The following is a 16097-nucleotide window of genomic DNA, read 5'->3' on the forward strand; positions in this document are numbered from 1 at the left end:
GCGGCGACGGAGGTCGCGCGGGGCGTCAGCGCGCCGCGCGGACCTTGCGCGCCTGCGCGTAGACGTCGAGCATGCGCAGCGCGGCGGTGTCCCAGCCGAACCGTTCGCCCGCACGCCGGGCGCCGTCGCCGAGCGCGGCGAGGCGCGCGTCGTCGGCGAGCAGGTCCCGGAGCACGCGCGCCCACGTCTCCGGGTCGTGGTCGGGCACGAGGACGCCGGAGACCTGGTCCTCGACCACCGTCCGCAGCCCGCCGACGGCGGCCGCGACGACGGGCGTGCCGCTCGCCTCGGCCTCGGCCGCGACGAGCCCGAACGACTCGTTGTGCGACGGCACGGCGACGACGTCCGCCGCGCGGTACCACCGCGCGAGCTCGTCGCGCGGGACCGGCGGGCGCACGACGAGCCGGTCGCTCACCCCGACCTGGTAGGCGAGCGCCTCGAGCTCGCGCACCGCCGTCGGGCGCCCGCTCGGGCCGCCCAGCACGACGAGCGTCGGCACCGGCTCCCCGCGCTCGGCGAGGACGCCGAGCGCCCGGACGAGCACGTCCGGACCCTTGAGCGGCTGCACCCGCCCCGCGAAGAGGACGAGGCCGCCGTCGGTGGGCAGCCCCAGCCCGGCGCGCAGCGTCCGGCGCCGCTCCCGCCGCGCGGCGCCGTCGCCCGCCGACGCGCCGCCGGGGTCCGGGGAGAACAGGTCGAGGTCGACGCCCGGCGGCACGACGTGCACGCGCGCGGGGTCGGCCGCGTAGTCGCGCACGAGGTCGTCCGCCTCGGCGTCCGTGCTCGCGACGAGCGCGTCCGCCTCGGCGACGACCTGCTCCTCCCCGATGATCCGGCCCAGCGGCTCGGGCGCGTCCCCCGGGGCGAGCGCGGCGTTCTTCACGCGCGCGAGCGTGTGCATGGTGTGCACGAGCGGCACGTCCCAGCGGTCGGCCGCGAGCCAGCCCACCTGCCCGGAGAGCCAGTAGTGGGTGTGGACGACGTCGTACCAGCCCTCGTGGTGCCGCGCCTCCGCGCGCAGCACCCCCGCCGTGAAGGCGCAGAGCTGGCCGGGCAGGTCGTTCTTGTCGAGCCCCTCGAAGGGCCCGGCGACGACGTGGCGCACCGTCACGCCGTCGGACACCTCGACCTTGCGGGGCTGGCTCGACGCCGTGGCGCGCGTGAAGATCTCGACCTGCGTGCCGCGACGCGCGAGCGCGTGCGCGAGCTCCGTGACGTACACGTTCATGCCGCCCGCGTCGCCCGTGCCCGGCTGGTCGAGGGGCGACGTGTGCACCGAGAGCATCGCGACCCGCAGCGGGGTCGCCGGGTCCGGGGAGACGCCTTCGGGCAGCTCGAGCGCGGTCACGGCGGGTCAGGCCTCCACGACGCACGCCGGGGCGGGCAGCGCGAGCACGTCGAGCACGTGGGCGGCGCCGTCCGAGCGGCGCACGCGCAGGAGCGCGAGGTTCGACGTCGGCTCCTCCCCCGCGGGGGCGTCCGGCCGCTCGATCAACGGGTCGTCGTTCTGGTTCGCGACGACGACGAGGTCGTGCAGGGTCTCCTCGGGGGTGGCCGGAGCGTCCAGGACGGCGAAGTGGCGCGGCCAGGCGCCGCCCACCGGGGAGTCGGCGAGGTGGCGCAGGCCGGGGACACCGCCGTCGGGGGTCGGCTCCACCGCGTGCACGGCGAGCACGTCGGCGCCGCGCACCGCGGCGAGGACGCGCGTGCCGTCCGCCGAGACCGCCACGTGCGAGGGGTAGTTCCCGCCGCCCGCGGGGGCCGCGGCGTGCGTGACGTCGTAGCGCGCGGCCACGTCGTAGGTGCGCGCGCCGTCGGGGCCGCCGACCGGGGCGAGGACGAACAGGGCCGGGTCGAGCTCGCCGACCACGACGAGGTGCCCGGACGGCAGCGCGGCGAGGTGGCGCGGACCGGTCCCCGGAGGGAAGGTCGCGACGACGCGCGGGGCCGATCCGTCCGCGGCAGCGGGGTCGTGCCGGCGCAGCTCGTCGGTCCCCAGGTCCACGACGAGCACGTCGCCGCTGCCGTCGTCGGCGGAGCCGAGGTGGGCGAGCGGGGCGACGAAGTGGGCGTGCGGCCCCTCCTGGCGGTCGGCGACCGGCCCCGTGCCCGCGTGCCCCTGGTGACGCACGGCGGCGCCGGGCTGGTCGTCCGCCACCGCGGCGAGCGAGCCGTCCGCCGCGGTCGCGACGGCCGTGAGGACGCCGTCACCGTAGTTCGCGACGAGCACGTCACCGCTCACGACGACGTGGCAGGGGTACGCCCCGCCGGTGGCGACGGGCCTGCCCCGGGGTGCGAGGCCGCCGTCGGCCCCGACGGCGAACGCCGACACCGAGCCGACCTCTGTCTCCCCCACCGCGTAGAGCGTGTCACCGTCGAGGGCGAGGAACGACGGCGACGGTGTCTCGGCGACCAGCGCGCCGCCCACGAACGACCCGGTCCCCGCCACGGCGTCGACGTCGAGCCCGACGCGCCACACGCCCTCCGCGCCGCCGTTCGCCGGGTGCGGGTAGGTGCCGATCCAGAGGGCGCGGGTCGCGGAGGTCATGACCCGAGCCTAGTTCTCCGGACGGGTGCCTCCGGCCCCGGGGAGACACCGGGCTGGCCCACGACGCGGACGCTGCCGCCCGCCCGGTGCGACGACGAGGGCGCCCTGCCGACGGTGCTGGTCGGCAGGGCGCCCCGGTGCTCGGTGCGACGTCGCGTCAGTGCGCCGCGTCGTACGCGGCCTGGATCTCCTGGGAGATCCGGCCACGGTCGTTGACCGTGTAGCCGTTGGAACGCGCCCACTCGCGGACCTCGGTCGCGCGGGCCGAGCCGGAGGCCCGGCTGCTGCGGCGCGCGGGGCGGGCCGTGCTCGTGCGGGACGAGACCTTGCGCGCGTTGCCGACCCACGACGCGAAGGCGTCGCGCAGCTCCTGCGCATTCTTGGTGCTGAGGTCGATCTCGTAGGAGACGCCGTCGAGTGCGAACGTGACGGTCTCGTCGGCCGCGCCCCCGTCGAGGTCGTCGACGAGAATTACCTGGACTTTCTGGGCCACTGTGGTTTCCTCACGCTTCACAGGAATGATTGTCCTCGTCAGGATGCCACCGAGAAGACGAGGGCGTCAATTACCCACGCCGTTGACCGCTGCACGACGATCTGCGCGCCGTAACGCATTCCTGGACGCGAGTCCATCATTCCGCCCGGCAATTGACGCACCGTATCGGGCACGGGAGCGGGCTCAGGAGTCGCGCGCGGGCGCGGCATTCCCGTCGGCCGCCGATTCCTGTTCCGCGTCGAGTCGCGCGAGCGCGGCGCGCTCGTTGCGGTCCGCGCGCACGATGGCGCGCATCGCGAAGTAGAAGAGCACGCCGACACCGATCGAGGGGATCAGTGCCGAGACGGTGGGCCAGATGTCCATGGTGTCGGTCCTCGTTCTCTGGGGCGCTACTGCTGCGCGGGCTTCACGAGCGGGAAGAGGATGGTCTCGCGGATGCCGAGGCCGGTGAGCGCCATGAGCAGGCGGTCGATGCCCAGGCCCATGCCGCCCGACGGGGGCATCGCGTACTCCATCGCGGTGAGGAAGTCCTCGTCGATGCGCATCGCCTCCTCGTCGCCGGCGGCCGCGAGCAGCGCCTGCGCCTCGAAGCGCTGGCGCTGGACCACCGGGTCCACCAGCTCGGAGTACGCCGTCGCGAGCTCCACGCCGCGCACGTAGAGGTCCCACTTCTCGACCTGGCCGCGCACGGCCCGGTGGTCGCGCGTGAGCGGGGAGGTCTCGACGGGGAAGTCGCGCACGAACGTCGGCGCGACGAGGTGGTCGCCGACCAGGTGCTCCCACAGGCCCTCGACGAGCTTTCCGTGGTTGACGTTCTTCGGGTCGAAGGTGAGCTCGAACTTGTCCGCGTACGCCAGCAACGTCTCGACCGGCGTCTCGGGCGTGATCGCCTCGCCCAGCGCGTCCGAGAGCGAGTCGTACATCTTGAGCTGCGTCCATTCGCCGCCGAGGTCGTATTCCGTGCCGTCGGCGAGCGTGACCAGGGTCTTCCCGAGCGCGTCCTGCGCGGCCCGCTGCACCAGGTTCTGGGTGAGCGCCGCCATCGTGTCGTAGTCGCCGTAGGCCTCGTACGCCTCGAGCATCGCGAATTCCGGCGAGTGCGTGGAGTCCACGCCCTCGTTGCGGAAGTTGCGGTTGATCTCGAACACCTTCTCGACGCCACCGACCGCCGCGCGCTTGAGGAACAGCTCGGGCGCGATGCGCAGGAACAGGTCGATGTCGAACGCATTCATGTGCGTCTCGAACTGGCGCGCCGCCGCGCCTTCCGGACGCGTCTGCAGCATCGGCGTCTCGACCTCGACGAAGCCGCGCTCCCAGAAGTTCTCGCGGATCGAGCGCACCACGGCGGCGCGCAGGCGCACCGTGTCCCGAGCGGCCGGGCGCGCGATGAGGTCCACGTAGCGCTGGCGCACGCGCGCCTCCTCCGAGAGCTCCTTGTGGAGCACCGGGAGGGGACGCAGCGCCTTCGCGGCGATCTGCCACGCGTCGGCGAACACGCTCAGCTCGCCGCGGCGCGAGCTGATGACGCGGCCGTGCGCGAAGAGGTGGTCGCCCAGGTCGACGTCCGCCTTGAACGACGCGAGCGACTCCTCGCCCACGACGGCCTGGCTCAGCATGACCTGCAGGCGGTTGCCCTCGCCGTCCTGGAGCGTGGCGAAGCACAGCTTCCCGGTGTTGCGCAGGAACACGACGCGGCCGGCGACGCCGACCTCGTCCTGCGTCTCCTCGCCGGTCTCCAGGTGCGCGTACGCGGCCCGGACGTCGGCGATCGTCGTCGTGCGCGGGACGGACACGGGGTACGGCTGGTCGCCGCGCGCGAGGATCCGCTCGCGCTTCTCGCGGCGGACCTGCATCTGCTCCGGCACGTCGTCGACGTGCTCCTCGGGCTCGCGCGCGTCAGGAGAGGGGGTTCCGGCGGGGGAGGTCACCCGAGGATTCTACCGACGCCCGCACGTCGTCGAGGTAGAGGCGTGGTGCCGCGAGGTCGAGGCGCGGTCATGACCAGGGCTCTACCTCGCGCTACCAGGGCTCTACCTCGGCGGGAGGGTGGGCAGGAGGTCGAGGGCGAGGTCGAGGATCGGGGCCGAGTGGGTGAGCGCGCCGACCGAGAGGTAGTCGACGCCCGTGCCCGCGACCTCGCGCGCGCGGTCCAGCGTGAGGTTGCCCGTCGCCTCGAGCTCGACCTTCGCCGGCACGCCGTCCCTCCCCTCGCGCGCCCGGACGGCCGCGACCGTCTCGGCGAGGACCGGGGTCGGCATGTTGTCGAGCAGCAGGAAGTCCGCGCCCGCCGAGACGGCCTCGAGCGCCTGCGCGGTCGTGTCCGCCTCGACCTGGACGAGCACGTCCGGGAACGTGCGGCGGATCGCGTCGATCGCGGCGCTCACCGACCCGGCGGCCACCACGTGGTTGTCCTTGACCATCGCGACGTCGTAGAGCCCCATGCGCTTGTTCGTCCCGCCCCCGGCGCGCACGGCGTACTTCTCGAGCGCGCGCAGGCCGGGCGTCGTCTTGCGGGTGTCCAGCACCTGCGCGCCCGTGCCGGCGAGCTCGCGCGCCCACGCGCGCGTCGCCGTCGCGACGCCGGAGGCGCGGCTCGCGAGGTTGAGCAGCGTGCGCTCGGCCGTGAGGAGGACCTGGACCGGCCCCGTGAGCGCGGCGAGGACGCGTCCGCGACCCACGGCCTCGCCGTCGGACGCGACGAACGTCACCTCGACGCGCGGGAGGCCGAACCGCTCCGCGACCTGCCGCGTCACCTCCTCGACGACGACGAGCCCCGCCACGACCCCGTCCGCGCGGGCCACGAGGTGCGCGGTCCCGGTGGCCGACGGCGGCACGGTCGCCTGCGTCGTGACGTCGCGCCCTGGCGCGACGCCCAGGTCCTCGTCGAGCGCCCGCGAGACGGTCTCGGCGATCCACGCGGGGTCGAGCCCCGGCTCGACACGTGACGGGACGGGCGGCGCTCCGCCGTCGGACGGAGGGGCGGGCACGGGCTCGGCGGGGCTGCTCACGCCCCCACGGTAGTCGGCCCCGCGCGACGCCGAGCACGACCCTGCGCGCCGTCGAGAACGAGGTTGCGGTCGTTATCCGGCGGATAACGACCGCAACGTCGTGTTCGGCGGCGGACCGGTCAGCGGACGCGCAGCGTCCCGTCAGCGTCGAGGGAGACGAGGACGCGGCGCTCCCATGCCGGGTCCGTGTCCGGGAAGTCGGTGCGGAAGTGGCCGCCGCGGCTCTCCGTGCGCAGCGCCGCCGCCGCGGTGAGGGCGGTCGCGACCTGGTGGACGTTCGTGGTCTCCCACTCGGCCGCCTGCGGCTGCGCGACGACGTCGCTCGCCTCGTGCGCGTCCGTGCGGACCGCGGCGAGCCGAGCCGCGGCGGCGGCGAGACCGTCGCCGTCGCGGATCACCCCGGGACCCGCCGAGGCGATCGACTGGATGCGCGAGCGCGCCGCGGCCGCCACGAGCGCCGACGGCCCGGGGCGCCCGACGGGCTCGACCTGCTCGAGCTCGCCCGCCGCGACGCGCTCGGTGATCTGACGCGCCGCGCGGTGCGCGAACACGAGCCCCTCGAGCAGCGAGTTGGACGCGAGGCGGTTGGCGCCGTGCACGCCCGTGCACGCGACCTCGCCGATCGCGTAGAGACCGTCGAGCGTGGACCTCCCGTGCAGGTCCGTCACGACCCCGCCCGAGTGGTAGTGCTGGGCGGGCGCCACCGGGACCGGCTCCTCGGTCCAGTCGAGGCCGTTCTCCGCGAGGCGCTCCGTGATCGTGGGGAAGCGCGAGCGCAGGAAGTCGGCGCCGAGGTGGCGCGCGTCGAGCAGCACGTGGTCCGAGCCCGTGGCGGCCATCTGCCGCACGATCGCGTGGGCGACGACGTCGCGCGGCGCGAGCTCGGCCATGGGGTGCTGCGCGGGCATGAAGCGGTGGCCGTCGGTGTCGAGCAGGATGGCGCCCTCGCCGCGCACCGCCTCGGAGATGAGCGGGAGCTGGCCACGGGCGCCGAGCCCGAGCCACAGGACCGTGGGGTGGAACTGCACGAACTCGAGGTCGCCGAGCGTCGCGCCCGCGCGCAGCGCCGCGGCGATGCCGTCTCCGGTGGCCTGCGGCGGGTTGGTCGAGGAGCGGAACACCTGCCCCACTCCCCCGGTCGCGAGCACGACCGCGCGCGCGAGCACCGCGCCGACGCCGTCCCGCGTGCCCTCGCCGCGCACGTGGAGCGTGACCCCGCAGGCGCGCGGGGCGCTGCCCGGGTCCTGGCCCGGGACCGGTCCCGTGAGGACGTCGAGCACGAGCGCGTTCTCGATCACCTCGATGCCCGGGTCGGCACGGACCGCGTCGAGCTGCGCGACGAGCGCGCGCGAGATCTCGGCGCCGGTCGCGTCGCCGCCCGCGTGCGCGATGCGGTCCGCGTGGTGGCCGCCCTCGCGCGTCAGGGCGATGTCGCCGTTCTCGGCCCGGTCGAAGTTCGCGCCGCGCGCCACGAGCTCGCGCACGCGCGCCGGGCCCTCGGTGACGAGCACCTCGACCGCCGCCGGGTCGCACACGCCCCCGCCCGCGACGAGCGTGTCCGCGAGGTGCGCCTCGGGCGAGTCCTCGGGGTCGAGCGCCGCGGCGATGCCGCCCTGCGCCCACACCGTCGAGCCCGACGACAGCTCGCCCTTGGTCACGAGCAGGACGCGCGGCACGCGCGTGCGCAGCTCCAGCGCAGCCGTGAGGCCCGCGATGCCGGAGCCGACGACGACGACGTCCGCCGTCGTCGTCCAGCCGGGTGCCGGGGCGGCCAGGGTGCGGGCGAGCGTCCGGGCGAGCTCAGGCGCCGGGGACACGCCGCGTCCGCTCACGCGGGGCGCACCACGGACGCGTCGCCGTCGGCACCCGCTCCGCCCCCGCCGCGGAACGGGGCGAACGGCAGGCCGCTCGCCTCGAGGCCGTGGCCCGCCGGGACGAGGCCGGGCTCGTCGGACAGCTCGACGATCCGGTTCTGCTCGTCCACGAAGACGACGTTCGGCAGGTAGGTGCGCGCGTCGGCGTCGTCGAGCATGCCGTAGGCGATGAGGATGACGACGTCGCCCGGCTTCACGAGGTGCGCGGCGGCGCCGTTGATGCACACCTGCCCGGCGCCGCGCTCGCCCGGGATGACGTACGTCGTCAGCCGTGCGCCGTTGGTGACGTCCACGACGTCGACCTGCTGGCCCGGGTAGAGGTCCGCGGCGTCGAGCAGGTCGGCGTCCACGGTGATCGATCCGACGTAGTGCAGATCGGCCTGCGTCACCGTCGCGCGATGGATCTTGCCGATCATCATGGGGCGCTGCAGGGACGCCGGACGACGGTGCGGGCTCGGCGGGGTCGGCGCGGTCACGCGGTACCTCCAGGTGCGGGGGCACGGCCGGCGGGGTCGGCGGCCCGGGTCGCGGGCGGCGCGATCTCGACGGCCGCGTTGTCGATGAGACGGGTGGTGCCCACGCGTGCCGCGACCAGGAGGAGCCCGGGGCCGACGGCGCCGGGCGCCAGGTCCTCCACGGTAGCGGGATCGACGAGCGCCACGTAATCGACCTCAACGCCGTCCGCCCCGTCGAGGATTCCCCGGGCGGCGGCGAGCACCGCGGCGGCGCCCGCCCCGGAGGCGGCGGTGTCCGAGCCCGCGCGCAGCGCCCGGCTCAGCGCGAGCGCACGGTCCCGCTCGGCGGGCGACAGGTACGCGTTGCGCGACGACCGGGCGAGCCCGTCCGCCTCCCGCACCGTGGGCACGCCGACGATCTCGACGTCCAGGTCGAGGTCCGCCACCAGACGCCGGACGGCGAGGAGCTGCTGCGCGTCCTTGGCGCCGAACACGGCGACGTCCGGACGCACGAGGTGGAGCAGCTTGAGCACGACCGTGAGGACGCCGTCGAAGTGCCCGGGCCGCGACGCGCCCTCCAGCACGGTGCCGATCCGGCCCGAGGTGACGCGGACGATCGGCCCGGTTCCTCCCGCCGCCGGCCCGAGGTCCGGGTACAGCTCCTCGACGGCGGGCGCGAACACGAGGTCCACGGCGACGTCGGCGCCGGCGGCCGCGAGGAGCGCGACGTCCGCCGCGACGTCGCGCGGGTAGCGCTCGTAGTCCTCGCCCGGGCCGAACTGCAGCGGGTTGACGAAGTCCGTGACGACGACCTGCCCGCCCGGGCCGACCTCCGCGCGAGCGCGGCGCACGAGCTCGAGGTGCCCGGCGTGCAGCGCGCCCATCGTCATGACGACGGCGCGGCGCTCCCCCGGGTGGGCAACGGTCCACGCGTCGGTCGCCGCGCGCAGGTCGGCGCGCGTCGTCAGGACGCGCGAGGCGTCGCGCGCGTCGTCGGTCCGGCCGTCGGGGGCGTCCGCGGCGGACGGGCGGGGCGTGGTGGTCATGCCGTTCCTTCGTCGTCGTGCTGGTCGCGCTCGTCGTGGGACGCGATGTGCTCAGGGAGTCCCGGGCGCTCGGCGCGGGGACGCTCGTGGCCGACGTCGGCGCCCTCGTCGAGCGCGTCGAGGACCGCGCGCGCGGTCCGCTCGTCGAGGCGTCCGCCCGCGAGCGCCCGGTGGGTCGCGGCGCGGCTCAGCGCCCGGTACGACGGCGGCACGTCGGCCGCGTCGCTCGTCGCCGCGAGCGCGTCGAGGGCCGCGAGGTGCTCGCGGACCGTGCCGACGTCGCCGCGCACCACGGGCCCGGTGAGGCCCAGGAGCGCGCCCGCTCCTGCGCCGGTGCCCGACTCGGCGCCCGCGTCGGCGCCGCGGGTCGCCCCGTCGAGCGCGGCGGCGAGCAGCGGCGCGAGCGCACGACCTGGCTGGTCGACGCCCGCGGCCTCGAGCGCCTGCGCGGCCTGCGCCACGAGCACGACGAGGTGGTTCGCGCCGTGCGCGAGGGCCGCGTGGTAGAGCCCGCGGGACTCCTCCGCCACGACGACGGGCTCCCCGCCGAGCTCGACGACGAGCGCCTGCCCGATCGGCAGGACCGGCCCCGGCGCGGTGACGGCGAACGTCGTGCCCTCGAGCCGTGCGAGGTCGAGCGACGTGCCCGTGAAGGTCATGGCGGGGTGCAGCGCGAGCGGGATCGCGCCCGCGGCGCGGGCCGGGTCGAGCACGGCGGTGCCGTAGCGACCGGACGTGTGCACGACGATCTGGCCCGGCTGCCAGGCCCCCACGTCGGCGAGGCCGCGGACCAGGTCGCCCAGCGCGTCGTCGGGCACGGCGAGGAGCACGAGCTCCGCGCGCTCCACGACCTGCGGGACCTCCAGGACCGGCACGCCGGGCAGGAGCGTCTCGATGCGGTCGCGCGACGCGTCGGACACGCCGCTCGCGCCGACGACGGCGTGCCCCGTGGCGCGCAGCGCGCTGCCCAGCACCGCGCCGACGCGGCCCGCACCGACGACGCCCACGCCGAGGCGCCCGGGCCGCGAGCCCGCCGCGCTCATGATCGCTCCCCGTCCTCGGCCCGGCGGTCGACGGGTCCCTCACCCGGCGCGCGGCCGGGCACACGCCCGGGATCTGCCGCGGGCACGGGGTCGGGCTGCTCGCCGGCGGACCCCGGGGTGGGCTCGGGGGCGAGTGCCAGAGGCACGTCGTCGCGGCGCATCCACAGCTCCGGCCCCGCGTGCGCGCGGGCTTCGCGGGCGCGCTCCGCCTGGGTGTCGAGGAGGCGCGCGGCGTCGCCCGCGTCGAGGTGCCAGACCTTCGGCGAGACCGGGCCGGGCGTCGAGTGCACCGCGAACGTCGCGACGTCGAACCGGCGCTGGAGCGGGCCCTGCTCCAGCCCGAGCGACTGCGTCCGCTCGTGCGGCACGACCACGAGGCTGCGGAACACCCGCCCGCCGCGCAGCACGAGCGCGCGGTCGGTCACGGTGTAGCCGTTGCGCCGCCAGGACACGAGGTCGAGCAGGCGCGCGCGGCGCGGGGTCACCGTGAAGTGCTCGCCGGCGTCGAGGCCGGACAGGCCCTCGTCGAGGAGGGCGCGCGGGTCGGACGTGCCGAGGTCGGGCAGCACGAGCCACAGCGCCGCGAGCGCCTCGTCGCGCGTCCCGACGGGCAGGAGCACGCTCGTCGTGTCCGACCCGTCGGAGCTCACCCCGTAGCCCGCGACGTTGACGTCGACGCGCCACCAGTCCGGCCCGCGCCAGAACGGGCCCTGCCGCAGCCGCACCGCCTGGACGCGGCCGGGCGGGATGGTCTGCGAGCGGGTCTCCAGGAGGCCGTGCCGCAGCCGGATGCCGTCCGGCGAGATCGCCGAGCGGAACCCGAACTCGCCCGAGAACCGGGAGAAGAGGAAGCCGCCGAACCCGAGGACCGCGGGCAGCGCGCTGAACAGCACCCCGATCTCGCGCGTGCCGATGACGACCCCGGCGATCCCCAGGACACCGAGGACGAGGCCGACCGTCGCGCCCGACCGGACGAGCGAGGCGACGAGCCGCCCCGGTCCGACCGCGGTGACCGGCTGCTCGGGCGCCTCGGGGGCGACCAGCACCTCGTCGCCGGCGGGCGCTCCGCCGATCGGCCGCACCGTCGACAGGGCGCCCGGGTCGGCCGCCGGGGACGTGGCGCCGGCACCCGCCGTGCTCCCCTCCCCGACCGCCGGCGGGGCGCCGACCGGGCGCTCCCGCGCGACCCGCAGCCCGGCGGCGCGCGCCAGGAGGTCGTTGCGCAGCCGATTGGCCTCCACCTCCTTGAGGAAGCCGAGCTTCACGCCCGAGTCCGCGCCCCCGGCGACCTCGAGCTTGAGCTCCGCGAGGCCGAAGAAGCGCGCGAGCAGCGGCTGCACGACGTCGACCGCCTGCAACCGGTCCAGCCGTGCCTTGCGCTGCTGCCGGAACAGCACGCCCGTGCGCAGGTGGACCGACTCGTCGTCGACGGCGTAGCTCGTCATGCGCCACGCGAGCGCCGAGTACCCCAGTCCCACGAGCCCCACCGCGAGGATGCCGAGCAGGATCATCCACCAGCGGTTCCCCTCGAGGAGGTTCTGACCCTCGGGCAACCCGTTGAGCGTCTGCTGCCCGACGACGACGAGCAGCACCGCGATGACCGTCCAGCCGCGCACGAGCGGGGTGACCGGGTGCACCCGGTGCCACACGAGGTCCTCGGTGGCCGGTGCTTCGCTCACAGGCCCGCCAGCCTCGCCTCGCCGCGCGACGCGAGCCGGTCGCGCAGGCGCTCCGCCTCGGCGGGCTCGAGACCGTCGATCGTCGCGTCGGTGGACGCCGACGCCGTGTGGAGCTGCACCTGCGCGATGCCGAGCTTGCGGGCGAGCGGACCCGCCTGCACGTCGACGTACTGCATGCGGCCGTAGGGCACGACGACGAGGGTGCGGAACATGATCCCGTGCCGGATGAGCAGGTCGTCGTCGCGCTCGGCGTACCCGATCGCGCGCACCTGGCGCGGGACGAGCACGAGGGCCCACAGCCCGAGGAGCACGAGCACCCCGAGCACGAGCCACTGCCACCAGTGCGGGAAGAGGATCGCCAGCACGATCGCCGCGACGGCCGGTACCGCGAGCGTGATGCCCACCGACAGCAGGCGGGCGGTGATCAGCCGCGGCGAGACGCGCGTCCACTCGATGCCGGGCGGGTCGAAGGGGCCGGTGCCGCGGGCGTCCAGGTCCCGTGCAGGGTCGGTCATGCCTCGATTCTCCCATCCCGTCCCGGTGCGCCCGGGGCCGCGTGTCGCGCGTCACGCACGGGGCGGGACGCTGCCCGGCGCCACCGGGTCGCGGTGCGCGGCCACGCCACGGAGCGGAGCGTCAGGCGGGCGTGCTCGCGCCCGGCGTCTCCGGGTCCTCGCGCGTCGTCGAACCCTCGCGACCCTCGCCGCGGTCGTCGGGCGGGAGCTGGCAGAACCGCTCGGCCACGAGCCCGACGACGGCCAGCAGCACCGCGCACACGACCGCGACCCCGGCCGCCACCGCGCGGTCCCGCTGCGCCTCGATCGAGAGGTCGGGCAGGGCCACGAGCACCTGCGCGCCGTACCAGCCCGCGAGCAGGGCGCCCGTGAGCGCGGCGGCCTTGGCGAGCACGAACGTCCGGGCCGCGCGGATCGCGTCGAGCGAGGGTCGCTTGCCGCGCTGGTAGGCGCGGACGGTCCAGCCTGCCCAGAACACCGCCGCGGCGAGCGCGACGACCGCCACGTCCACGAGCCACGGCACCGCCGGCAGGTGCGTGCCGCGGCCCTGGAGGAGCCGCACGACGAACCAGCCCACGACCGCCGTGGCGACCGCCACGAGCAGGAGGGTGCGGACCGAGGTGCGCCGCATCAGCGCTGGGCGTCGTGCGCGCCGCCCGAGACCGGCCCGAAGGGAGGCCACGGGTCGGTCGTCGGGTGCAGCGAGGCGTCAGCGAGCGGCCCCGGTGCCGACGCCTGCGTGGACGGGAGGGCCGAGGGCTGGGACGCTGCCTGCGCCGGCCCCGCCACCGGGGCGAACGGCACCGACCGGATGATGCCGTCCTCGATCGCGGTCGCCGGGTCGGCGGGTGCCTGCGCGTGCGGCCTGCCGACCGTCGGCGCGGGGACGGGCGGGGCGCCGACCGGCGGTGCCGCGACCGGCCGCTCTGCCGGGTGGACCGGTGCGAAGGCGGGGAACGCCGGGGCGCCGTGCTCCGCGGGCTCCACGACGTCCTGCGCCGGCGGCTCCGGGTCGGGCAGCACCGACGGGCGGTGCGAGGGGCCGGGGAAGGGCGCGACGCTCGGCAGACCAGCGCCGTCGTGCACCCCGAACGCGCCGTCCGGGACGACGCTGGGCGACCCCTCGGACGCGGGCGCCGGGCCCTCGGACACCGGGGCGAAGACGGGCCGGGCCAGGCCGGGCTCCGCCGGGGACGCCTGCGGAGTCACGACCGCCTGCGGCGGGATCGCCGCCTGGGGCGGGGCGACGGGGAGCTCCGCGCCGGAGGCCGGGAGGCCCTGGGGCGGGACCGGCTGCGCGGGCGACGGCTGCTGCGGGACCGGGGGTCGCTGGGGCAGCGTCGGGTGCGGTGCCTGCTGCGGGACGGGCGGATGCTGGGGCGCGACCGGCGCGGGGACGTCGTCCCGGACCACCTGCGCACCGACGGGAGTCGGCCCCGACGTCGACGGTGCGTCGTGCGGCCCGGGTGCTGCGTCCGTCGGCGGCTGCCGGTACGGGTCGTCGACGACCACGTGCTCTGCCGGTGCGGGGGCGGGAGCGGGGGCCGCGTCGGAGCCCTCGGCCGCGACCGGGACCGCGCCCGTGGGCTCGGGCGCGGCGTCGGTCAGCCAGTCGAGCGCGAGCCACCGGATCCCGCCCCGGTCGGGTGCGGTCGCCGCGAGCGCGGCGACCGGCCCCCCGCCGAGGCCGGGCAGCACGGCGTCCGGGTCGATCTGCGACCACGGCTCGAGCACGAACGCCCGCTCGTGGGCGCGCGGGTGCGGCAGCTCCAGGTCGTCGGCGACGGCCGTGAGCGTGCCGTACACGATGAGGTCCACGTCGAGCGTGCGCGGCCCCCAGCGCTCGTCGCGCACCCGGCCGTGCGCGTGCTCGACGGACTGGCACGCGTGCAGCAGGTCGCGGGCCGAGAGACGCGTGCGCGCGAGCAGGACCGTGTTGAGGAAGTCGGGCTGGTCGGGGCCGCCCACCGCGGCCGTCCGCGCGAGGGGCGAGACCTCGGTGATCTCGAGCCCGGAGATCCGGTCGAGGTCGGTGATCGCGTCGCGCAGCGTCTGCTGGGCGTCGCCGAGGTTCGCGCCGAGAGCGAGCACCACCTCGACGAACCCGGCGGGCACGTCGTCCATGCGGTCGTGCTCGGCCGGCGGCGTGGGAGTCGCCTCGTCCTCGGCACTCCGTGCAGCAGGCTCCCCGGACGGGGCGGCCGGGACGCCGGCGTCGTGCGACGGCGCCGTGACCGGCGCGGGGGCGTCGACGGACGACTCGGTCGGCCCGGCGAACGGCACGGGCTCGTCGTGCGGCACCGTTTCCGGCGCAGGGCCGGGCTCCGGGTCCCGCGCCGCCAGAGGCGCGGCCGCGGCACCGGCGGCAGGGCCGGCGCCCGGGTGCCCGGGTGCGAGAGGCTCGGCCGGGGTCGGCTCCGGTGCGGCGGACGCGCCCGGCAGCGCCTCCGGTGCGGGCGCCTCCGGTGCGGGCGCCTCCGGAGCCGCGGGCGTCGCTGCCTCGAGCAGCGCGTCGTACGGCGCCGGGCTCGGCTCCTCGGCGGGCGGGGCGGCGGAGGTCGGCTCCTCGAGGGCGGGCACGACGGGCGTGGCGGACACCGGATCGCCGTGGACCGGCGCGGTCGGCTCGGCCACCACGGGAGCCTCGCGGGTCGCGTCGGACGCGTCGTCGAGGAGCGGGCCGGCGCCCACCGCCTCGTGCGCGGTCTCGTACGCAGGCTCGTGCAGGTTCTCGTCCACGGGCGGCAGGGCGTCGGCGGTGACGGCCGTCGTGCCCGGGGGGATGCTCGGCGGCATGACGTCGGGCGCGGGGGCCAGCTCCACGCGCTCCTCGGGGACCGGGGAGTCCCCGACGCCGTGGATGAGCGCCGGGGCGACCGAGCCCACGGGGATCGGCGCGACGGGCGGCGCGTCCCGCAGGCCGTGCTGCTCGGACCGCCGGGCGAGCGGCCCGACGACCGGCACGACGACGCGGTCGCGGCGGATGACGACCTCGACGTCCTCGAACGGGACGGTGATCGGCGCCTGGGGCTTGTGCACGGCGACGTCGACCGCGACGACCTCGTCGTGGGTGAGGATCGTCGCGGCGATGCGCTCGGCCACCGTCTCGACGAGGTCGGCGGGCGAGCCCGCGAGCACGGCCACGACGTCCTCGGCGACGCCCGCGTAGCTGACGGTCTGGGCCAGGTCGTCCCCGCTCGCCGCGGCGCGCGTGTCCAGGTGGAGCACGACGTCGGCGCGGAAGAGCTGGCCCTCCACCTTCTCGTGGTCGAAGACGCCGTGGTGCCCCGTGGCGCTCAGGCCCGTGAGCCGGATCCGGTCGAACGGCCGTCCGTCCGCGTCGAGGACCGCTCCTGCGAACGCTGTGGTCACGTCGTGCTCCCGTCCGGTGCTCCGTCGCCGCCCGCCGGTCGGGCGGACGGACCTCTCGGCACCG

Annotated in this window: 14 protein-coding genes; all 14 read right to left on the minus strand. The window is 76.4% G+C overall.

The genetic code is table 11. The features are described 5' to 3' along the window. Nucleotides 1–25 precede the first annotated feature (25 nt). The 14 genes from mshA to folK all read right to left on the minus strand — a co-directional run bounded on the left by mshA (nt 26) and on the right by folK (nt 16033). Complete coding sequence (mshA, locus tag JOE63_RS18485) at nt 26–1285, minus strand: D-inositol-3-phosphate glycosyltransferase (RefSeq protein WP_087472525.1); 1260 nt, start codon at nt 1283–1285, stop codon at nt 26–28. A 69-nt stretch (nt 1286–1354) separates the two neighbouring features. Further along, entirely contained in the window at nt 1355–2548 is a 1194-nt protein-coding gene (locus JOE63_RS18490; RefSeq protein ID WP_204542948.1) for a lactonase family protein, read from the minus strand. Nucleotides 2549–2705: 157 nt separating this feature from the next. Then, nucleotides 2706–3041 (minus strand): histone-like nucleoid-structuring protein Lsr2, encoded by a 336-nt coding sequence (locus JOE63_RS18495; protein ID WP_087469851.1) that lies wholly within the window; start codon nt 3039–3041, stop codon nt 2706–2708. 183 nt (nt 3042–3224) lie between these two features. Further along, the gene (locus JOE63_RS18500) at nt 3225–3404 is read right to left on the minus strand and encodes a hypothetical protein (protein ID WP_087469852.1); all 180 of its coding nucleotides are present in this window, start codon (nt 3402–3404) and stop codon (nt 3225–3227) included. Nucleotides 3405–3430: 26 nt separating this feature from the next. Further along, nucleotides 3431–4894, minus strand: a complete 1464-nt coding sequence (lysS, locus tag JOE63_RS18505; protein ID WP_087472526.1) for a lysine--tRNA ligase — start codon at nt 4892–4894, stop codon at nt 3431–3433. A gap of 177 nt (nt 4895–5071) precedes the next feature. Then, entirely contained in the window at nt 5072–6028 is a 957-nt protein-coding gene (gene nadC, locus JOE63_RS18510; protein WP_204543835.1) for a carboxylating nicotinate-nucleotide diphosphorylase, read from the minus strand. A 140-nt stretch (nt 6029–6168) separates the two neighbouring features. Then, nucleotides 6169–7866, minus strand: coding sequence for an L-aspartate oxidase (locus tag JOE63_RS18515; RefSeq protein ID WP_204542950.1), 1698 nt, complete (start codon nt 7864–7866; stop codon nt 6169–6171). Nucleotides 7867–7877: 11 nt separating this feature from the next. Continuing rightward, nucleotides 7878–8342, minus strand: coding sequence for an aspartate 1-decarboxylase (gene panD, locus JOE63_RS18520; protein ID WP_239578393.1), 465 nt, complete (start codon nt 8340–8342; stop codon nt 7878–7880). 53 nt (nt 8343–8395) lie between these two features. Beyond that, complete coding sequence (panC, locus tag JOE63_RS18525; protein WP_204542952.1) at nt 8396–9424, minus strand: pantoate--beta-alanine ligase; 1029 nt, start codon at nt 9422–9424, stop codon at nt 8396–8398. Then, the gene (locus tag JOE63_RS18530) at nt 9421–10467 is read right to left on the minus strand and encodes a Rossmann-like and DUF2520 domain-containing protein (protein ID WP_204542954.1); all 1047 of its coding nucleotides are present in this window, start codon (nt 10465–10467) and stop codon (nt 9421–9423) included. Before JOE63_RS18530 ends, panC begins: the two co-directional genes overlap by 4 nt. After that, nucleotides 10464–12146: a PH domain-containing protein gene (locus JOE63_RS18535; RefSeq protein WP_204542956.1), complete on the minus strand. Its 1683-nt coding sequence runs from the start codon at nt 12144–12146 to the stop codon at nt 10464–10466. The genes JOE63_RS18530 and JOE63_RS18535 overlap by 4 nt, the downstream gene beginning before the upstream one ends. Then, nucleotides 12143–12661, minus strand: a complete 519-nt coding sequence (locus tag JOE63_RS18540) for a PH domain-containing protein (RefSeq protein ID WP_204542958.1) — start codon at nt 12659–12661, stop codon at nt 12143–12145. The genes JOE63_RS18535 and JOE63_RS18540 overlap by 4 nt, the downstream gene beginning before the upstream one ends. Nucleotides 12662–12782: 121 nt before the next feature. Next, a complete protein-coding gene (locus tag JOE63_RS18545) occupies nt 12783–13292 on the minus strand; it encodes a DUF3180 domain-containing protein (protein WP_204542960.1) in 510 nt (169 codons plus the stop codon). Then, on the minus strand, nt 13292–16033 hold the full coding sequence (gene folK, locus JOE63_RS21190) for a 2-amino-4-hydroxy-6-hydroxymethyldihydropteridine diphosphokinase (protein WP_307840220.1): 2742 nt from the start codon (nt 16031–16033) through the stop codon (nt 13292–13294). The genes JOE63_RS18545 and folK overlap by 1 nt, the downstream gene beginning before the upstream one ends. Between the last annotated feature and the right edge of the window lie 64 nt (nt 16034–16097).

The sequence above is a fragment of the Cellulosimicrobium cellulans genome (genome assembly GCF_016907755.1).
GTDB classification, from domain to species: Bacteria; Actinomycetota; Actinomycetes; order Actinomycetales; family Cellulomonadaceae; genus Cellulosimicrobium; species Cellulosimicrobium cellulans_D.